This window comes from Flavobacterium channae (assembly GCF_021172165.1).
Lineage (GTDB): Bacteria > Bacteroidota > Bacteroidia > Flavobacteriales > Flavobacteriaceae > Flavobacterium > Flavobacterium channae.
This window is the reverse complement of record NZ_CP089096.1, coordinates 2193250-2207369: the sequence shown is the minus strand read 5'-3', so window position 1 is coordinate 2207369 and position 14120 is coordinate 2193250. Positions and strand designations below refer to the sequence as shown.

The following is a 14120-nucleotide window of genomic DNA, read 5'->3' as shown; positions in this document are numbered from 1 at the left end:
ACTGTGTTGTAATATCTTTACAGCACAGTTTTATTTTAAGTTTTATGAGTATAATAGATTTTGATTTAGTAAATGTTCCAGTAGAATACAAAAAAATAAATATAGAGGATTTTGATTCTAATTATTATAACTCAACTAAAGAGTTTATTAGTCCTAATCCTGAAACTGGTTATATTTCAGAAGAGTTAATGCCTATTTTGATAAGGGATTTAGATGTAAAAAATACAACTGTAATAAATGCAGGTACTGGTCAAGGAAAATCAAAGTGCATAATTGACATTGTTTCAGAGTATGCCAATAAAGAAGATTATATAGTTGTTTTTGCACTTCCATACAATAATTTAATTGAACAGTATTTTGAAGAATGTAAAACGATTATTGAAGAAAATAAAATATTTAGTTTATTTCATATTGACAAACCTGTTAATGAAAATATGATTGGAGCTGTAAATGATGAATTAGATATAGTTAATAGCTCAAATATTGATAAATTCAAAATTCATATTTTAACTGTCTATGCTTTACTTGAAAACCCTGGTGAAGACGCTTTATTTCAATCAAATAAAAGGAAAAAATATTTCAGAAATTTAATTAAGTATTGTGAAAATCATAATAAAAAGGTTGTGTTGATTTTTGATGAATTACACGATTCTATACATACTTTTAAAGAGGAGTATATTTTTAACCTTTGGAAATTTAAAAAAGTTGTTCATAAGAATTATGTAATCAGTGCTACTTTTAATGAAGCATCAAAAGAAATTATAAAATACCTTTCAGAATTTACAGATAACACAATTCACATAATTGAATCTAAAAGAATTGTTATTGAAGAAAAACAAGGTAACTTACATTTAATACTACATCAAGACAACAGTAATATTATTGATAATTTAAGTTTGAAAAGATTGTTTAATAGGTTAATTCATGAAAACAAAAAATTCGATGTCATTGTTTATTCAAGAAGCCAGCTTAAAAAAATGCAGAAAAAACCATATTTTGGAATAATAAACAGGTCAGAATTGAATTTTTGTTATAATGATATATTTAGCCCTAATTATATTAGAAAATACAATAAAAGTAAAATTAATATTGGCACAAATTTTTCAACTGGTATAAATATTACAAAAGAAAATCATACTCTTATTATTATACTACCTCCAAGTACAAATATTAAATATTTCAATAACAAAGGAGTGTTTACTTCTGGTTATGTTTCAATTCTTCAAGCAATTGCAAGGTTAAGGACAAAAGGGGATATTTACATTGTAATGTCAGAACCTCTTGGCATACAAGAGAACTCATTGCCTTTTGGAATTGCAGAAAAAAATAAAATAACTGAATTGTTTGAAAAGTATCAAACTCTTGGAACAATTGAATATTCAGATATTAATTTACAAAAACAAATCTTAAATGATGCTTATACCGAATATACCTACAATATTAGAAAAGCAAAGAAGTATAAAACAGAAGTAAATAGATTTGGACTAAATACTCTTAATTATTTGGAAAAAGAACAGTTTATTTTGAAAAAAGGAGAGAGGTATCTGAATAGTGATTATTTTAATGGAGATTTAGCAACATATATGTTTTATATTTCTGTTACAAATCAACTTTCAAATTGTAAATTAAAATCAATAGACTTTAATCCAGATATATATTTTCAAAGTGAATCATTAATAGAATCTTTGAGATATAATTATTATACATTAGTTAATTCAGCTTACAAAAATAGTTTAGCTCAAACAAATTTAATGGCATACTCTGGACATCAATTTTTTTCTTTATTAAATTCATTTATCAATAAGAGAAGAGTGTATATTGATGATGCTTTAGCTGATGTTGGTAAAATAAAAGAAATTAGAACACATTATTTGATGAATGTTTTAACTCTTGGTGAACCTGTTAATGAAGAAAGAATTAGAGATTATAGAAAACTAATCAAATCTCTTTATTTTAAATCTTGCTTAAGTCAAGTCATTAATTTAAGCTCAACAGGAGTAACTATTTCATTTGAAAATGAACAGTTAAATTTTTATTATAAACACTATCAGAATTGGAATGAACTATTAGATATTATTAAAGATGGTATTGTAAATAAAAAAAATAAAAATTTACTTCATACAAAAGTGTCAAGTTTGTTTATTCAAAAATTTAATGAGCTTGATATGTTTAATCAATTAGTTAAATTAATCAATGATGATTTGATTATTAAACTTGATTTATTTCCAATGTATGACACATATAAGAGGTTTACAAATAGTTCTGAAGCAGGTCAGTTTTTTTATGAGCTATTAATAGAATTATTTTTTAAGGTGGCTGACAAAAAATCTCAAATTATAATCAATGATGAAAAAGTAAGATTTTATTTAATTGAAGAACCTTTTTCACAAGAAAATTTTAGAAAAGATTTTTATGTCAATATGTTATTTAGTAATTCTGAAATAATTGGAAATGATCTAATAAATTAAATCACATATTTTCCTAATTGTATATATATAAATTAGGAAAATGTGTGACTTTCTAAAAACCAATCTCAATCAAATGAGGTTGGTTTTTTTGTTTTGTATAAACCAGGAATCTAAAATATTAATCAATTTAAAAATTATACACTATGCAATTAAGACAATCAGAAAGAAGGAAAGCCAAGATTAAAATGGCTTTGCAAGGTTCAGCGGGTAGTGGTAAGACTTATTCAAGTTTACTACTTGCACAAGGATTGACAAATGGTGATTTTAGTAAAGTTGCCATTATTGATACAGAAAATGGAAGTGCTGATTTATATGCACATTTGGGCAATTATAATGTGCTTACATTAACTCCACCATTTACACCAGACAATTACATTAAGGCAATTGATGTATGTGAAAAAGCAGGTATTGAAGTTATAATCATAGATAGCATTAGCCATTGTTGGGATTACCTACTTGATTATCATTCTTCATTAGCTGGAAATTCATTTACCAATTGGGCAAAAATTAAACCATTGGAAAAAGCCTTTATGGATAAAATTCTGCAATGTGATGTTCATGTAATTGCTACAATGAGAACCAAACAGGATTATGTTTTAAATCAAAAAGATGGCAAGTTTATTCCTGAGAAAGTTGGATTAAAAGCAGTTCAGAGAGATGGTATTGATTTTGAATTTACTTTGGTATTTGATATTGATATTAAGCATTTTGCTGTTTCAAGTAAAGACAGAACAGGCTTATTTATGGGAAAACCTGAATTTACAATTAATCCATCCACAGGAAGAAAAATTTTAGAATGGTGTAATAATGGTACAAATCTGCAAAGTGCCAGAGAAAAGATTAAAAACACCAGGAATCTTGAAGAATTAAATGTGTTGTACAACCAATACAGTAATTGGAGAGAATTATTGGAATATGATTTTAAACTTCAAAGAGATACCATTAATTCAAAAGAAATATTGTTAAACCCAAAATCATTCAGTACAAATGGAAGCACAAGTCATCGTTGAATCAAAAATAAATCAGGAATCACATAGATTAATTCCTGTAAAGCCAACTAATAACATTATGAATCCTGGTACTTTTCAGACTAATAATGTTATAACTCCTGGTACTACAAAATTTCCAAACAAACCTTTTATTGAAGCCAATACACAAGAAATTAGTTTACATAGTTTACAAAATGATTGTGTAATTCCAGTTTTCAGTAAAGATAATGAGAGGACTATTTCACACCAGGAATTTATTGAAATTGCACAAGAATCAGTTTTAAGAGTATTTCCACATCATACATTTGAGAAACCTGAAATTAGAGTAAGCCATCAAATCAAAGGCAGAACTCCAGAAGCTATTCATAAAAATGTAAAAGACTTGTTAGACCATGAGAGAACTCAATATTTTGAAAGAATGGCTTTTATTATTAGGATTCCAAGTATTGTAGATAATATCAATGGTAATGAGATTGCTCTTACAATAGGTGGGGTTAGAAGCTACAATTTGGAAAACTTGTACAATAAAAAAACTTTTGAAAAATTTAAATTCTTTATTGGATTCCAGAATAAAGTATGCTGCAATTTGTGTGTTTGGAGTGATGGTTTTGTTGATGATATGAAAGTAAGTTCTTATCAAGAATTACAGACTAAAATTATAGAAGTAATTCAAAATTACAATGCTGAAAAGCATTTGTTAGGAATGAAAGCATTTGCTAAACATTCATTAACAGAAACTCAGTTTGCTCAATTAATAGGTAGAACAAGATTATATCAACATTTACCAAAAAAGGATAAAGCATTAATTCCAAATTTGAACTTTACAGATGGTCATATTAATACCATTGTGAAAGATTATTTTGAAGATGATAGCTTTTGCAGAAATGAGCAAGGAGATATAAACCTTTGGAATGTTTATAATCTCTTTACACAAGCCAATAAATCTTCTTATATAGATACTTTTCTTGATAGAAATGTGAATGCCTATGATTTTACAAATGGCATTCAGAAAGCACTGATTGGTAATGGAGATTACAATTGGTTTTTGAGTTGAAAGTATGCCACCTTATAAATTTTGTAAGGTGGTTTTTATTAAATTTGAAAAAAAGAAAAAAATGGGAGCAGTGGCAGCACTAAAAGGATATAGAACTCAATTTTTATATTCTTTATGTAAGATTTTAACTGATTATGATAAGGGGTATAATTTTCACATTGAGGGTAAATTTGAAGATTTAGATATTTTTGATAATGATGGAAATTACATAGAAACTATACAAATTAAAAATCAGTCAGGAACCTTAAGTTTTAGTGACTTATTTTCTAAGCAATCCTCTTTTTTTAAAAGAGGGGAAAAAGTAGTTTCTTTAAATAAGGAAGCTAAAATAAAGCTCGTTTCATTTGGAAATGTTAGTGATGAACTTAAGAATAAAGAAACTTTATCAAAAAAACTAACTAATAAAAATTTCAATAAGGACAGTATCAAAAAACTTCTCCAGAATTTTTCAGTTGAAATTGCTACCGAAGACAATCTAATGTTTTTAATATTAGACAAATTAAAAGAACTAAGTATTTTTACTGACCCAAATATTGCTTTAGAACTTTTAATTTTCTGGATTTATAAATTAGCAGAAGCAGATACACCAATTCAAGCAAGTCAGCTGATTATTAACTTAGAAAGAATTGGTAATTTTGCAAACCAACAAAAAAGCTTTAATGATTCTTTTTTTAATACTATTATTCCTCTAAGTACAAAATCTGTTGATGCTGAAAATCTAGAAGTTCTTAAACAAAATTTTTATTATGGTGTATCTTCAAGATATGAACACATTTTTGCAAATTTAGATGTAATTAGAGAAGACAAACTAAATAAAATTGATAAGGCATTAAAGAGTAAAGATGTTGTTTTTATATATGGTGCTTCTGGTCAGGGTAAAAGTGCCTTAGCTTATAGGTATTTAAAAGATTTTGTTTCTAATGCTACTGCCTATGAACTTAAAATTTCTCAAAGTTTACAAGATATTTATAAAGTTATAAGTAGTTTAGAAGCACTAAGTAAAGGATTGAGTTTTCCAATAACTATATATATTGATGTTCCTCCACAAAACTTTAATTGGAATGAAATAATAAAAGAATTAAATGGTAAGAAAAATTTAAAATTTATTATCACAATTAGACAAGAAGACTGGAATAAGACAACAGATTTACAACAGTTTTATGATTTTGAAGACATTGAATTAACATTTGATAAAACTGAAGCAAAATATATTTATGAAAACTTATCTAATATCAAAGAGGATCTACAGTTTACTGACTTTGAAGAATCTTGGCAAGTTTTTGGAAATAAAGGATTGTTATTAGAGTATATTTATTTAATAAATCAGGGTAGTACACTTAAGTCTAGGTTATATGAGCAAATAAATAATATAAGAAGTTTTGTAGCTGAAAAAAAAACGGAAGAATTAGAGATTTTGAGATATGTATCACTATCTGATTCTTTTAATTCTAAAATTAGTTACAAAAAACTAATTAAAGAATTGAAGATAAAAGAGCCTATAAAATACATTAAAGATTTACAAAAAGAATACTTAATACAATATACAGAAGATGGGGAGTATTTGACAGGATTACATCCAATCAGGTCAAGAATTATAACAGAAATTTTATTTGATGAAGATGTATATGTAGATATTTTTGATTACATAAATTCTTCATTAAATCTTATCAATGAAGAAGATTTATTAAATTATTTATTATTTTCATTTTCTAAGGGTTATCATCCTAATATTTGTTTATCTAATCTAAAGGTTATTTCATTAAAATCATGGCAAGGATATTTAAATGTTTTTAATGCTTTATTATGGAAAGGTATTTATGATTTTACCATGGAGCAGAATATAGGTACTTTCGATGAAGCATATGAACTTTATGGAAAGGCTTGGTATCTTTTATTAAATTTTATTCTCACAAATGATAAACTTCTTGATGATGAAGATTTTATATTAAAAAATAAATCTGAAGAATTCTTGCAAAAAAATAAACAATTAAGAAGTAAAATAACTGATAAAGAAAATATTTATTGCTATTGTAAAATTTGGTTAAAAAGTATCAAAAAAATTGAAATTTCCCCAATTAATGCATTAGATTGGAAATCCTTAGGGGAATTTACTTTTTGGTTAAATCATTTAAAATCTGACATTTCTATAAAAATTACAAATGATTTATTTATTTCTTTTTTTTCTAAATCTATTGATAATGTAAAGGAACAAGCAACTGTTTTATTAGGTTTAAAATCAATTAATTATGATGAAAACTTGATTTTACGTTTAGAAAAATATTTTTTAACCAATGTAAGATTAAAATTTGATATAATATTTTTTAACATTGTAGATAAAGAAATTGAAACTATATATATCTATAATTTTTTAGATAAGAATCAAGCAAAAGGATTAAATAGCTTATCTGTAAATTTATTAGATATATTAAGAAAAGGATTTCCTGTAAATCGTCAGCAAAAAGTGGACTGATTTAGTTCAAAACTAAGAGAGTGTTTTCAAAAATTATTAACTTTGAAATAGTATGAAAACACCTAAGAAAAAAACAGCAGAGAATTTCATCAAAGACATTCGTAGAAATACACGAAGAATCTTTAGTTCCGAACAGAAAATTCAGATTGTTATGGAAGCTTTACGAGCAGAAATGTCAGTTGCAGAATTGTGTCGTAAGTATTCCATTAATGAATCTCAGTTTTATAAGTGGAACAAAGAATTTTTGGAAGCAGGTAAAAAGCGTTTAGCAGGCGATGTAACAAGAGAAGCTACGAGTGATGAAGTATCAGAGCTCAAGAAAGAAAATCAGTCTTTAAAAGTAATGATTGCCGATTTAGTTTTACGCTACGATATTGTAAAAAAAAGCTTGGACATGCTGGATTAACTGAAAAGTTTAAGAAATATATGCGACTTACAGTATCCGAAAAACAAGAAATCATTCACATGGTTACTCGTTCAGAAATTGGCGTAAATCGAACACTTCGGGAGATTGGAATCAATAAAAGTACGTTTTACAATTGGTATCATGCTTACAGCGAAAATGGTGTTGAAGGATTGCTTCCAACCAAAAGAGCAGCAAACAGGCAATGGAATAGCATTCCACAAGAGCAGAAGAATTTGGTTGTAAAATTAGCTTTAGATTATCCTGATTTGTCTTCTCGAGAATTAGCCTATAAAATCACTGATGAACAACAGATATTCCTATCAGAATCAAGTGTTTATCGGATTTTAAAGTCAAGAGGTTTAATTACAGCTCCAGCTCATATTTTTCTGAGTGCAGGTAATGAATTTACAGACAAAACAGGCTTTGTTCATCAAATGTGGCAAACGGATTTTACCTATTTTAAAATATTGGGTTGGGGTTGGTATTACTTGAGTACGGTTTTGGACGATTACAGCCGATACATTGTACACTGGGAACTTTGCTCAAACATGAAAGCCGATGATGTAAAAAGAACTGTTGATACAGCCATTAAGAAAGCAAAATTGATAACTAAACAAAAACCAAAACTCTTGTCCGACAATGGTTCGTGCTACATTGCAAACGAATTAAAATCGTATTTAAAAGACAATTATCAAATGCAACAAGTACATGGAAGACCCAATCATCCACAAACACAAGGAAAAATTGAACGCTATCACAGAACCATGAAAAATGTTGTAAAACTTGATAATTACTTTGCTCCCGAAGAATTAGAAGCTGCTTTAGAAAAGTTTGTTTATCGCTATAACAATGAACGCTATCATGAATCATTAAACAACTTAACCCCAGCAGATGTCTATTTTGGAAGAGGTGAAATGATTTTAAAAGAACGTGAACGATTAAAGAAAATGGCTATTATTGGCCGAAGAAATGAGTACCAAAAATTAAAATTAACAACAAATCAAAAAAAACATTTATCTTTGAATTATTAACTAAATACTCTCTTAGGAAAAGTCCACTTTAGTTTGAAGACGTACAGGATTTCCTGAAATTAATATGTATAAAACTAAATGTTATGGACAAAATATTACTGGAATAGTAATGGATTATGATGAGTCATTAAAAAACATACCTCAAAATAATTTTCATTTAGACTTTTTTATTCAAATGAATGTGTTATTTAATAATATATTTTCTTACTCTAAAAGACCTGATTCATGGAAAGAATACATTGATATCATTCAAGAAAATAGGAAATATAATCTTTCGGCATTAAAAAAATTCAAGATTGGATTAATCAAGTATTTCAATAACAACTCAGAAGGAGTAAATTATTTTGTAAAAAATCTATCTGATATAGAAAACGATATTAAAAGTATTAAAGAATGTCAGTTACCTAAATTAATATCTGATAGATGGGGTTATTATGGAGATAGCAACAATAGTTCTGATATAGACAGTAAGGTATCTTCATCAATTGAAAAGTACTCTAATTTTAATAAGTATAAACAAGATTATTTTTCACCTATTTCTACATTTATTAATGTAACAGGCTTTAAAGAAATAACAAATACTTTTCATAGACTTAGTGGAAATGCTGATAAAATACAGAATCCAAATAATAGAAACATAACAGAAATCAATTTGTTTTCAGCCATAGTTAATCTTATAAAATTCCAAAGTGAATTTGAAAAACTATTCTTAAAATATACAGATAAAGAAGAAGATAAAAATATTAAAGATGAAGAAATAGATACTTTAATTTCACTTTTTACTATATGGAAAACCTTCTTACATTCAAATCAAAGGCTATTGAAAGCTTCTCAATTATCACTTTTAAATTTCAGAAAAACAAAACTTGACTTTCAGCTAAAACTTATTAAATCAGCAAAAATAGTTTTTAATGGAACAAATTGGTTTAATAAAATTGACACTGATGAAGTAAATAAAATTCTATATTTTTATCTGAATGTAGATTTTGATAATTATAATGAAGCAGTAATTTTATGTCTTTCAATAATTATCGATAATTTTGGAAGTATTCATCACACTTCACTTAAAAAATTACTTATTGATTTGAATTATGAAAAAATTATAATAGTTCCAATGTATAATAACAATCCTATTAATCATAATTTCATAATTATAAATACTTCAATGGTGAAAATTATCAAGGATAAAATAGAGATGGGGGAATGTGAAAGTATATTTACATTAATTACACCACCTAAAGAAGAGGATATTGAGGTTTTTAATAATTTAGGATTAAAGTTTTGGAATAAAATAATACCTGAAATTAGTTCTTTTGAAATTTTAGTAGCACATTTAGATTCTTTAAAATATTATGTTTTTCATGTTAAAGATATCACTGACAGAATAGAAACTTTAGATAATGTTGGGCAAACTATTTTTGAAAACTATATTTCAAAATTATCTAATCATATACTTTCAGATATTATTGAGCCAATTAATTTAATTCTAATTCAATTAAATAATTTTGCTCTTAATCGAGATAATATTGATTTAAAGAATTTAATCTCAGATTATATATTTTATTTAAAAACCCTGAATAATGGTTTTGTAACTGATAAAAACTATATTTTATCGGATGACTTTAGGAATACTATTTATAATGCTCCTCAGCCAGAAAATTTATATAGTTTTTATAAATGTGTATTGTAATAAATTATTTTTTCTGAAAATTTATTCACCATTTGAATAATTACTTCTTAAACATATAAAATTTTCTGACTTAATGACTTTAGTAACATTCTCTTTTGGGTTGAACAAAAAAAGATAATTATTTGTTTTTCCTATTAGAATATTTGTTGTGTCAATTTTTTTATTATTATCAACATCATTATAAATTAGTTCAGATTGAACTGGATTATTTAGGATTTTCTTAATATCAATAATGTTTTTACAATATAACACAACTGATAAACTAAATATAAAAACAATCATATTACTTAAAAATTGACTTATTTCCAATTCAACAATGTCAAGAAAAACATAAATTGTCTGACATGACATCAATGTTAAATAAACAATTGCAAATTCAGAATATGTTTTCCTAAAAATAAAAATACCAATGATACTAAGTATAAATGATAATATTAATAGAATAAACAAATTCTTTTTGTTTCCAAAAAAACTATCAATTTCTCTTCTATATATTTTTTCTGAATCTCCATTATTAAATCCTTTATGGTCTTTATAAGTTAAATAAATTTTTACAACCAAAAAAATTATAATATAATAAGTAATTCCAAAAAGCAATAGCTTAACTATAAAAGGAAGCTCACCTAGAAACATAATTAAAACCTCTTCAATGGACAGGAATTTCTGAATACTAATATTGAAAGCATTGTAAAACCAATATTGCTTTAAAAAGCCAAAAAAAATAATGAGAGAACTTATAACAACTGAATACTCAGTTACATTTTGACCTAAACTTTTATTATCCATCTTAATCATAGTTTATGTAAAGATAATTTTTTTTCTAAAAAATTTTCCAAAAATTTTGAACACACAACCTACCAGAACAAAATAGCCCCCACTTGTTTTGAGAATCAAATCCCCCTACCCAAAAGATTAAGAAGGTATTTTTTTGACCAGGATATTAAATGACAATTTTTTTCAGAGGTAACTTTTATTGCAAAAGTTGAGTCTGACTTTTTTCTGTTCAAAGTTTAAATGCACCAGGAATCTAACAAAATGTATTTCTTTCAATTCCTGGTACTTGTTCAATTCTACAGAATTGTAATGCAAACTTTTATTCTATTCTACATAAGCCAGCCACCCTAAAAACCCCCACTCATCTTTGCAATGAAAATCATTGTTTAATACTTTTTTGAATAAAGAAATTCAAGGTGATAGCTGAATTTAAAGAATCATTTGAAGTATTAAAAATTACAACTCAAAAACACTCAAAACAATGGTAACAATCATTAACTACAAAGAAAGAACAACAGAAGATGGAAAGTCATTTTTTGTTTTAGAAGTACAAGGTGGTATTGAAATGGCTCAATCAAAAACCACAGGAAAATTTTATGCAACTGCAAGAAAAGCATTTGTTCCAAGTACATTTGATGAATTAACTTGTAAAGCTCTTATTGGTACTCAAATGCCTGGAGCAATTGTTAAAGAAGAATGTGAAGCCTATGAATATGTTGACCAAGCAACTGGAGAAATGGTTGTGTTAACTCATAGATATGCTTATGCTCAGGAACAAGTAGAAGTTAAAAGCCAAAAGCCAATTTTTGAGAATTTCACACCATCAGTAGATGTATTTTCAAAGAATGGTAAACACAATTATGAGCCAGTAAACTAACAGTATTAGACCTATTGTGTGTAAAAGCACAATAGGTTTATTTTTTTTTTTTTTGATATGGAAATAGCTGAAATTAAAGTGACCTATTCAACTAATAAACCTGATAAGTTAAAATTAGTTCAATGTGATGAAGTCTATAAATTCATATTATCTCAATGGGATTTGGATTTAATAGAATTTCAAGAAGAATGTAAAGTAATTTTACTCAATAGAGCCAATTTTGTACTTGGAGTTTACAATTTATCAAAAGGTGGTATTTCAGGAACAGTTGTAGATGTCAGAATAATTATGGGTGTAGCTCTAAAGTGTAATGCATCTGCCATTATCTTGGTACATAATCATCCAAGTGGGAATATGAAGCCAAGTGAAGCTGACAAGAGAATTACATCTAAATTGAAAAGTGCTTGTGAATTATTAGAGATAAGTCTGCTTGACCATTTAATAATTTACAAGAATGACTATTATAGTTTTGCTTACAATGGAAATTTATAAATCACACTTTTTCCTAAATTATATATATGAGTTTGGGAAAATCTGTGATTTTTCAAGAGTGTGAAGTAATCCAAATTCACTCTTTTTTTACTAAAATTTGTACCAAGAGTTTATAAGTAGATTATTATTAATAGCTATTTCTTTTGGATTCCTGGTTTAAGTTCAAATAGTTCAGGTAAGTCAACTTCTAATTTTTGAGCTATTCTGTATAAAGTATAACTTGTAGGATTGGTATTACCAGCTTCAATTCTATTCATGTTAGTTCTTTCAATATCACATAAATTGCCAAGTTCAGTTTGAGAGATGTTTTTCTTTTCTCTCAATTCTTTGATTCTTTGACCTAATGCTATTTGAAATTCTTTCTTATTCAACTTTTGGCTATTTGCATCAAAAGTTGTCATATTTGATAAAAATATTGTTATCAAATATGATACAGTATGTATATTTGTTAAACTTTAATAATTACAATATGAAAACAAATTTTAAAATTAAGCTCATTGTATTTGTTTCAATGATGTTTTTTAATTCAACATTATTTTCTCAAAACAATACATCTATAGATGTTAAATATAGAATGAAACCTGACAGAAGTGTTGCAAAAGAAAATCTAAATTTTAGCTTCAATGTATCAAATGGAAATTTAATTGTTTCTGATTATGATTTTAATAGCAGAAAAGATTATTTGATAAAATTTGATAAAACATTTTATGATAATGCAGGATTATTCAATGTTGTTTACTCCACAGATATTGTAAATCACACATTGGAAAAAAGACCAAAAACAGAAATAGGTTTGTTCATTATTATTTATGATGAAAAAAATGGAAACCTTTTTGGTGTTAAAACAGTTTTTGAAAATAGTGATGTTGAAACATATCTTACTCCTTTTGGAGCAAAAATGTTAGGTAAAATATAAACTATACTACAAATTATTTATGGTAAGCCAAATTCAAAATGCTATAAAAGAGTATCAAACCATTGAAAAATTGAATGATTTAGAAGTATTTTATAACTATAAAACAAAGTATAAAGTTTTATTTGAAAAATCTCTTAAAGAATTTAATAAAACTTGTACAATATGTAAGAAGGATATTTGTTTAGATTCTTATTGTTACTGTAAAATCCTTTTTAATAACGAATTTGGTATTGAAATAATAAGTAGGTCTGAGATAAAAGGATTTATTAATATTTACAATGGATTAGAGAAAAGATTAAATCTAAATGAAGATGACAATTTATCTGATGAAGAAAAATTCATTTTAAAGCAAGGTCAAATATTTGACCCAATTGATATTGAAAAAGAAGATGATTTTGACCCAATTGAAATTGGTAATGAAATTATTTTGAATGATGAAGATTTGAAGTTATTTGAAAGTAATTTTAAAGATAATCAAAATACAGAAAATCCAAAACAAGTAATTGAAAGTAAAGAGCTAAAATTCTTTAAAGATATATTTATTCCAATTGGGACATATCTGGCACTAATGCAATTACCAATATTAATATTTATTTCAAGATTTTTCAATGGTTCAAATACAATTGTTTCTAAATCAGAATTAATGCAAATCACATTTTTTGTATTTGCATTTGGAGTTTTTGGTTTAATAGTTTTGAAATCAGAATATGAGAATATAAAAATCAATTTCTTTAAAGATTTATATTCAGAAAAATCACAAACTATTCATTTCTTTTCTTCATTAGTTATTGTTGCAATATCAGCCTATGAGTTTACAATATTTTTTATAATTGTTGGATTAATAATTTGGTTAATAAGTAATTTTAATAGACTAAAATATACTTTAATCGGAGAAAAAATAATAGCTATTTGGATTAAAATTAAAAACCTTTATTCTTAATATCTCTTTATAA

The 14120-nt window shown here is 26.0% G+C and carries 12 protein-coding genes; 10 read left to right on the top strand and 2 right to left on the bottom strand.

The annotated features are described in order from the left end of the window. Positions 1-44 precede the first annotated feature (44 nt). From LOS89_RS10245 to LOS89_RS10220, 6 genes are all read left to right on the top strand, one after another. Complete coding sequence (locus LOS89_RS10245) at positions 45-2468, top strand: DEAD/DEAH box helicase (protein ID WP_231835159.1); 2424 nt, start codon at positions 45-47, stop codon at positions 2466-2468. A 143-nt stretch (positions 2469-2611) separates the two neighbouring features. Beyond that, a complete protein-coding gene (locus LOS89_RS10240; RefSeq protein WP_231835158.1) occupies positions 2612-3478 on the top strand; it encodes an AAA family ATPase in 867 nt (288 codons plus the stop codon). Continuing rightward, positions 3456-4511: a DUF3871 family protein gene (locus tag LOS89_RS10235; protein WP_231835157.1), complete on the top strand. Its 1056-nt coding sequence runs from the start codon at positions 3456-3458 to the stop codon at positions 4509-4511. The genes LOS89_RS10240 and LOS89_RS10235 overlap by 23 nt, the downstream gene beginning before the upstream one ends. A gap of 61 nt (positions 4512-4572) precedes the next feature. Further along, positions 4573-6981, top strand: coding sequence for a dsDNA nuclease domain-containing protein (locus LOS89_RS10230; RefSeq protein WP_231835156.1), 2409 nt, complete (start codon positions 4573-4575; stop codon positions 6979-6981). A gap of 52 nt (positions 6982-7033) precedes the next feature. Continuing rightward, positions 7034-8418, top strand: a protein-coding gene (locus LOS89_RS10225) for an IS3 family transposase (protein WP_374107722.1) whose coding sequence is annotated in 2 segments (ribosomal slippage) — positions 7034-7349 and positions 7349-8418 — 1386 coding nt in all. Because the reading frame shifts where the segments join, the coding sequence is not laid out codon by codon here. A 64-nt stretch (positions 8419-8482) separates the two neighbouring features. After that, on the top strand, positions 8483-10108 hold the full coding sequence (locus tag LOS89_RS10220; protein ID WP_231835155.1) for a hypothetical protein: 1626 nt from the start codon (positions 8483-8485) through the stop codon (positions 10106-10108). Positions 10109-10129: 21 nt separating this feature from the next. Here LOS89_RS10220 and LOS89_RS10215 read toward each other — a convergent pair whose 3' ends face one another. Further along, positions 10130-10894 (bottom strand): hypothetical protein, encoded by a 765-nt coding sequence (locus tag LOS89_RS10215; RefSeq protein ID WP_231835154.1) that lies wholly within the window; start codon positions 10892-10894, stop codon positions 10130-10132. 469 nt (positions 10895-11363) lie between these two features. Here LOS89_RS10215 and LOS89_RS10210 point away from each other — a divergent pair, with 469 nt between their 5' ends. Both LOS89_RS10210 and LOS89_RS10205 read left to right on the top strand, forming a co-directional pair. After that, on the top strand, positions 11364-11759 hold the full coding sequence (locus LOS89_RS10210; protein ID WP_088399729.1) for a hypothetical protein: 396 nt from the start codon (positions 11364-11366) through the stop codon (positions 11757-11759). A 57-nt stretch (positions 11760-11816) separates the two neighbouring features. Further along, the gene (locus LOS89_RS10205; protein ID WP_231835153.1) at positions 11817-12251 is read left to right on the top strand and encodes a JAB domain-containing protein; all 435 of its coding nucleotides are present in this window, start codon (positions 11817-11819) and stop codon (positions 12249-12251) included. Between the two features lie 134 nt (positions 12252-12385). Here the strand turns inward: LOS89_RS10205 and LOS89_RS10200 are convergent, their stop codons facing one another. Beyond that, on the bottom strand, positions 12386-12652 hold the full coding sequence (locus LOS89_RS10200; protein WP_088399733.1) for a helix-turn-helix domain-containing protein: 267 nt from the start codon (positions 12650-12652) through the stop codon (positions 12386-12388). A 68-nt stretch (positions 12653-12720) separates the two neighbouring features. On the opposite strand from LOS89_RS10200, the gene LOS89_RS10195 reads away from it, so the two are divergent. Both LOS89_RS10195 and LOS89_RS10190 read left to right on the top strand, forming a co-directional pair. Further along, the gene (locus tag LOS89_RS10195; RefSeq protein WP_231835152.1) at positions 12721-13167 is read left to right on the top strand and encodes a hypothetical protein; all 447 of its coding nucleotides are present in this window, start codon (positions 12721-12723) and stop codon (positions 13165-13167) included. A 19-nt stretch (positions 13168-13186) separates the two neighbouring features. After that, entirely contained in the window at positions 13187-14107 is a 921-nt protein-coding gene (locus tag LOS89_RS10190; protein WP_231835151.1) for a hypothetical protein, read from the top strand. Positions 14108-14120 lie beyond the last annotated feature (13 nt).

Excerpts from the sequence above, each read along its gene's own strand:
- LOS89_RS10245 (WP_231835159.1), top strand. The coding sequence starts at position 45 with ATGAGTATAATAGATTTTGATTTAGTAAATGTTCCAGTAGAATACAAA.
- LOS89_RS10240 (WP_231835158.1), top strand. The coding sequence starts at position 2,612 with ATGCAATTAAGACAATCAGAAAGAAGGAAAGCCAAGATTAAAATGGCT.
- LOS89_RS10235 (WP_231835157.1), top strand. The coding sequence starts at position 3,456 with ATGGAAGCACAAGTCATCGTTGAATCAAAAATAAATCAGGAATCACAT.
- LOS89_RS10230 (WP_231835156.1), top strand. The coding sequence starts at position 4,573 with ATGGGAGCAGTGGCAGCACTAAAAGGATATAGAACTCAATTTTTATAT.
- LOS89_RS10220 (WP_231835155.1), top strand. The coding sequence starts at position 8,483 with ATGTATAAAACTAAATGTTATGGACAAAATATTACTGGAATAGTAATG.
- LOS89_RS10215 (WP_231835154.1), bottom strand. The coding sequence starts at position 10,894 with ATGGATAATAAAAGTTTAGGTCAAAATGTAACTGAGTATTCAGTTGTT.
- LOS89_RS10210 (WP_088399729.1), top strand. The coding sequence starts at position 11,364 with ATGGTAACAATCATTAACTACAAAGAAAGAACAACAGAAGATGGAAAG.
- LOS89_RS10205 (WP_231835153.1), top strand. The coding sequence starts at position 11,817 with ATGGAAATAGCTGAAATTAAAGTGACCTATTCAACTAATAAACCTGAT.
- LOS89_RS10200 (WP_088399733.1), bottom strand. The coding sequence starts at position 12,652 with ATGACAACTTTTGATGCAAATAGCCAAAAGTTGAATAAGAAAGAATTT.
- LOS89_RS10195 (WP_231835152.1), top strand. The coding sequence starts at position 12,721 with ATGAAAACAAATTTTAAAATTAAGCTCATTGTATTTGTTTCAATGATG.
- LOS89_RS10190 (WP_231835151.1), top strand. The coding sequence starts at position 13,187 with ATGGTAAGCCAAATTCAAAATGCTATAAAAGAGTATCAAACCATTGAA.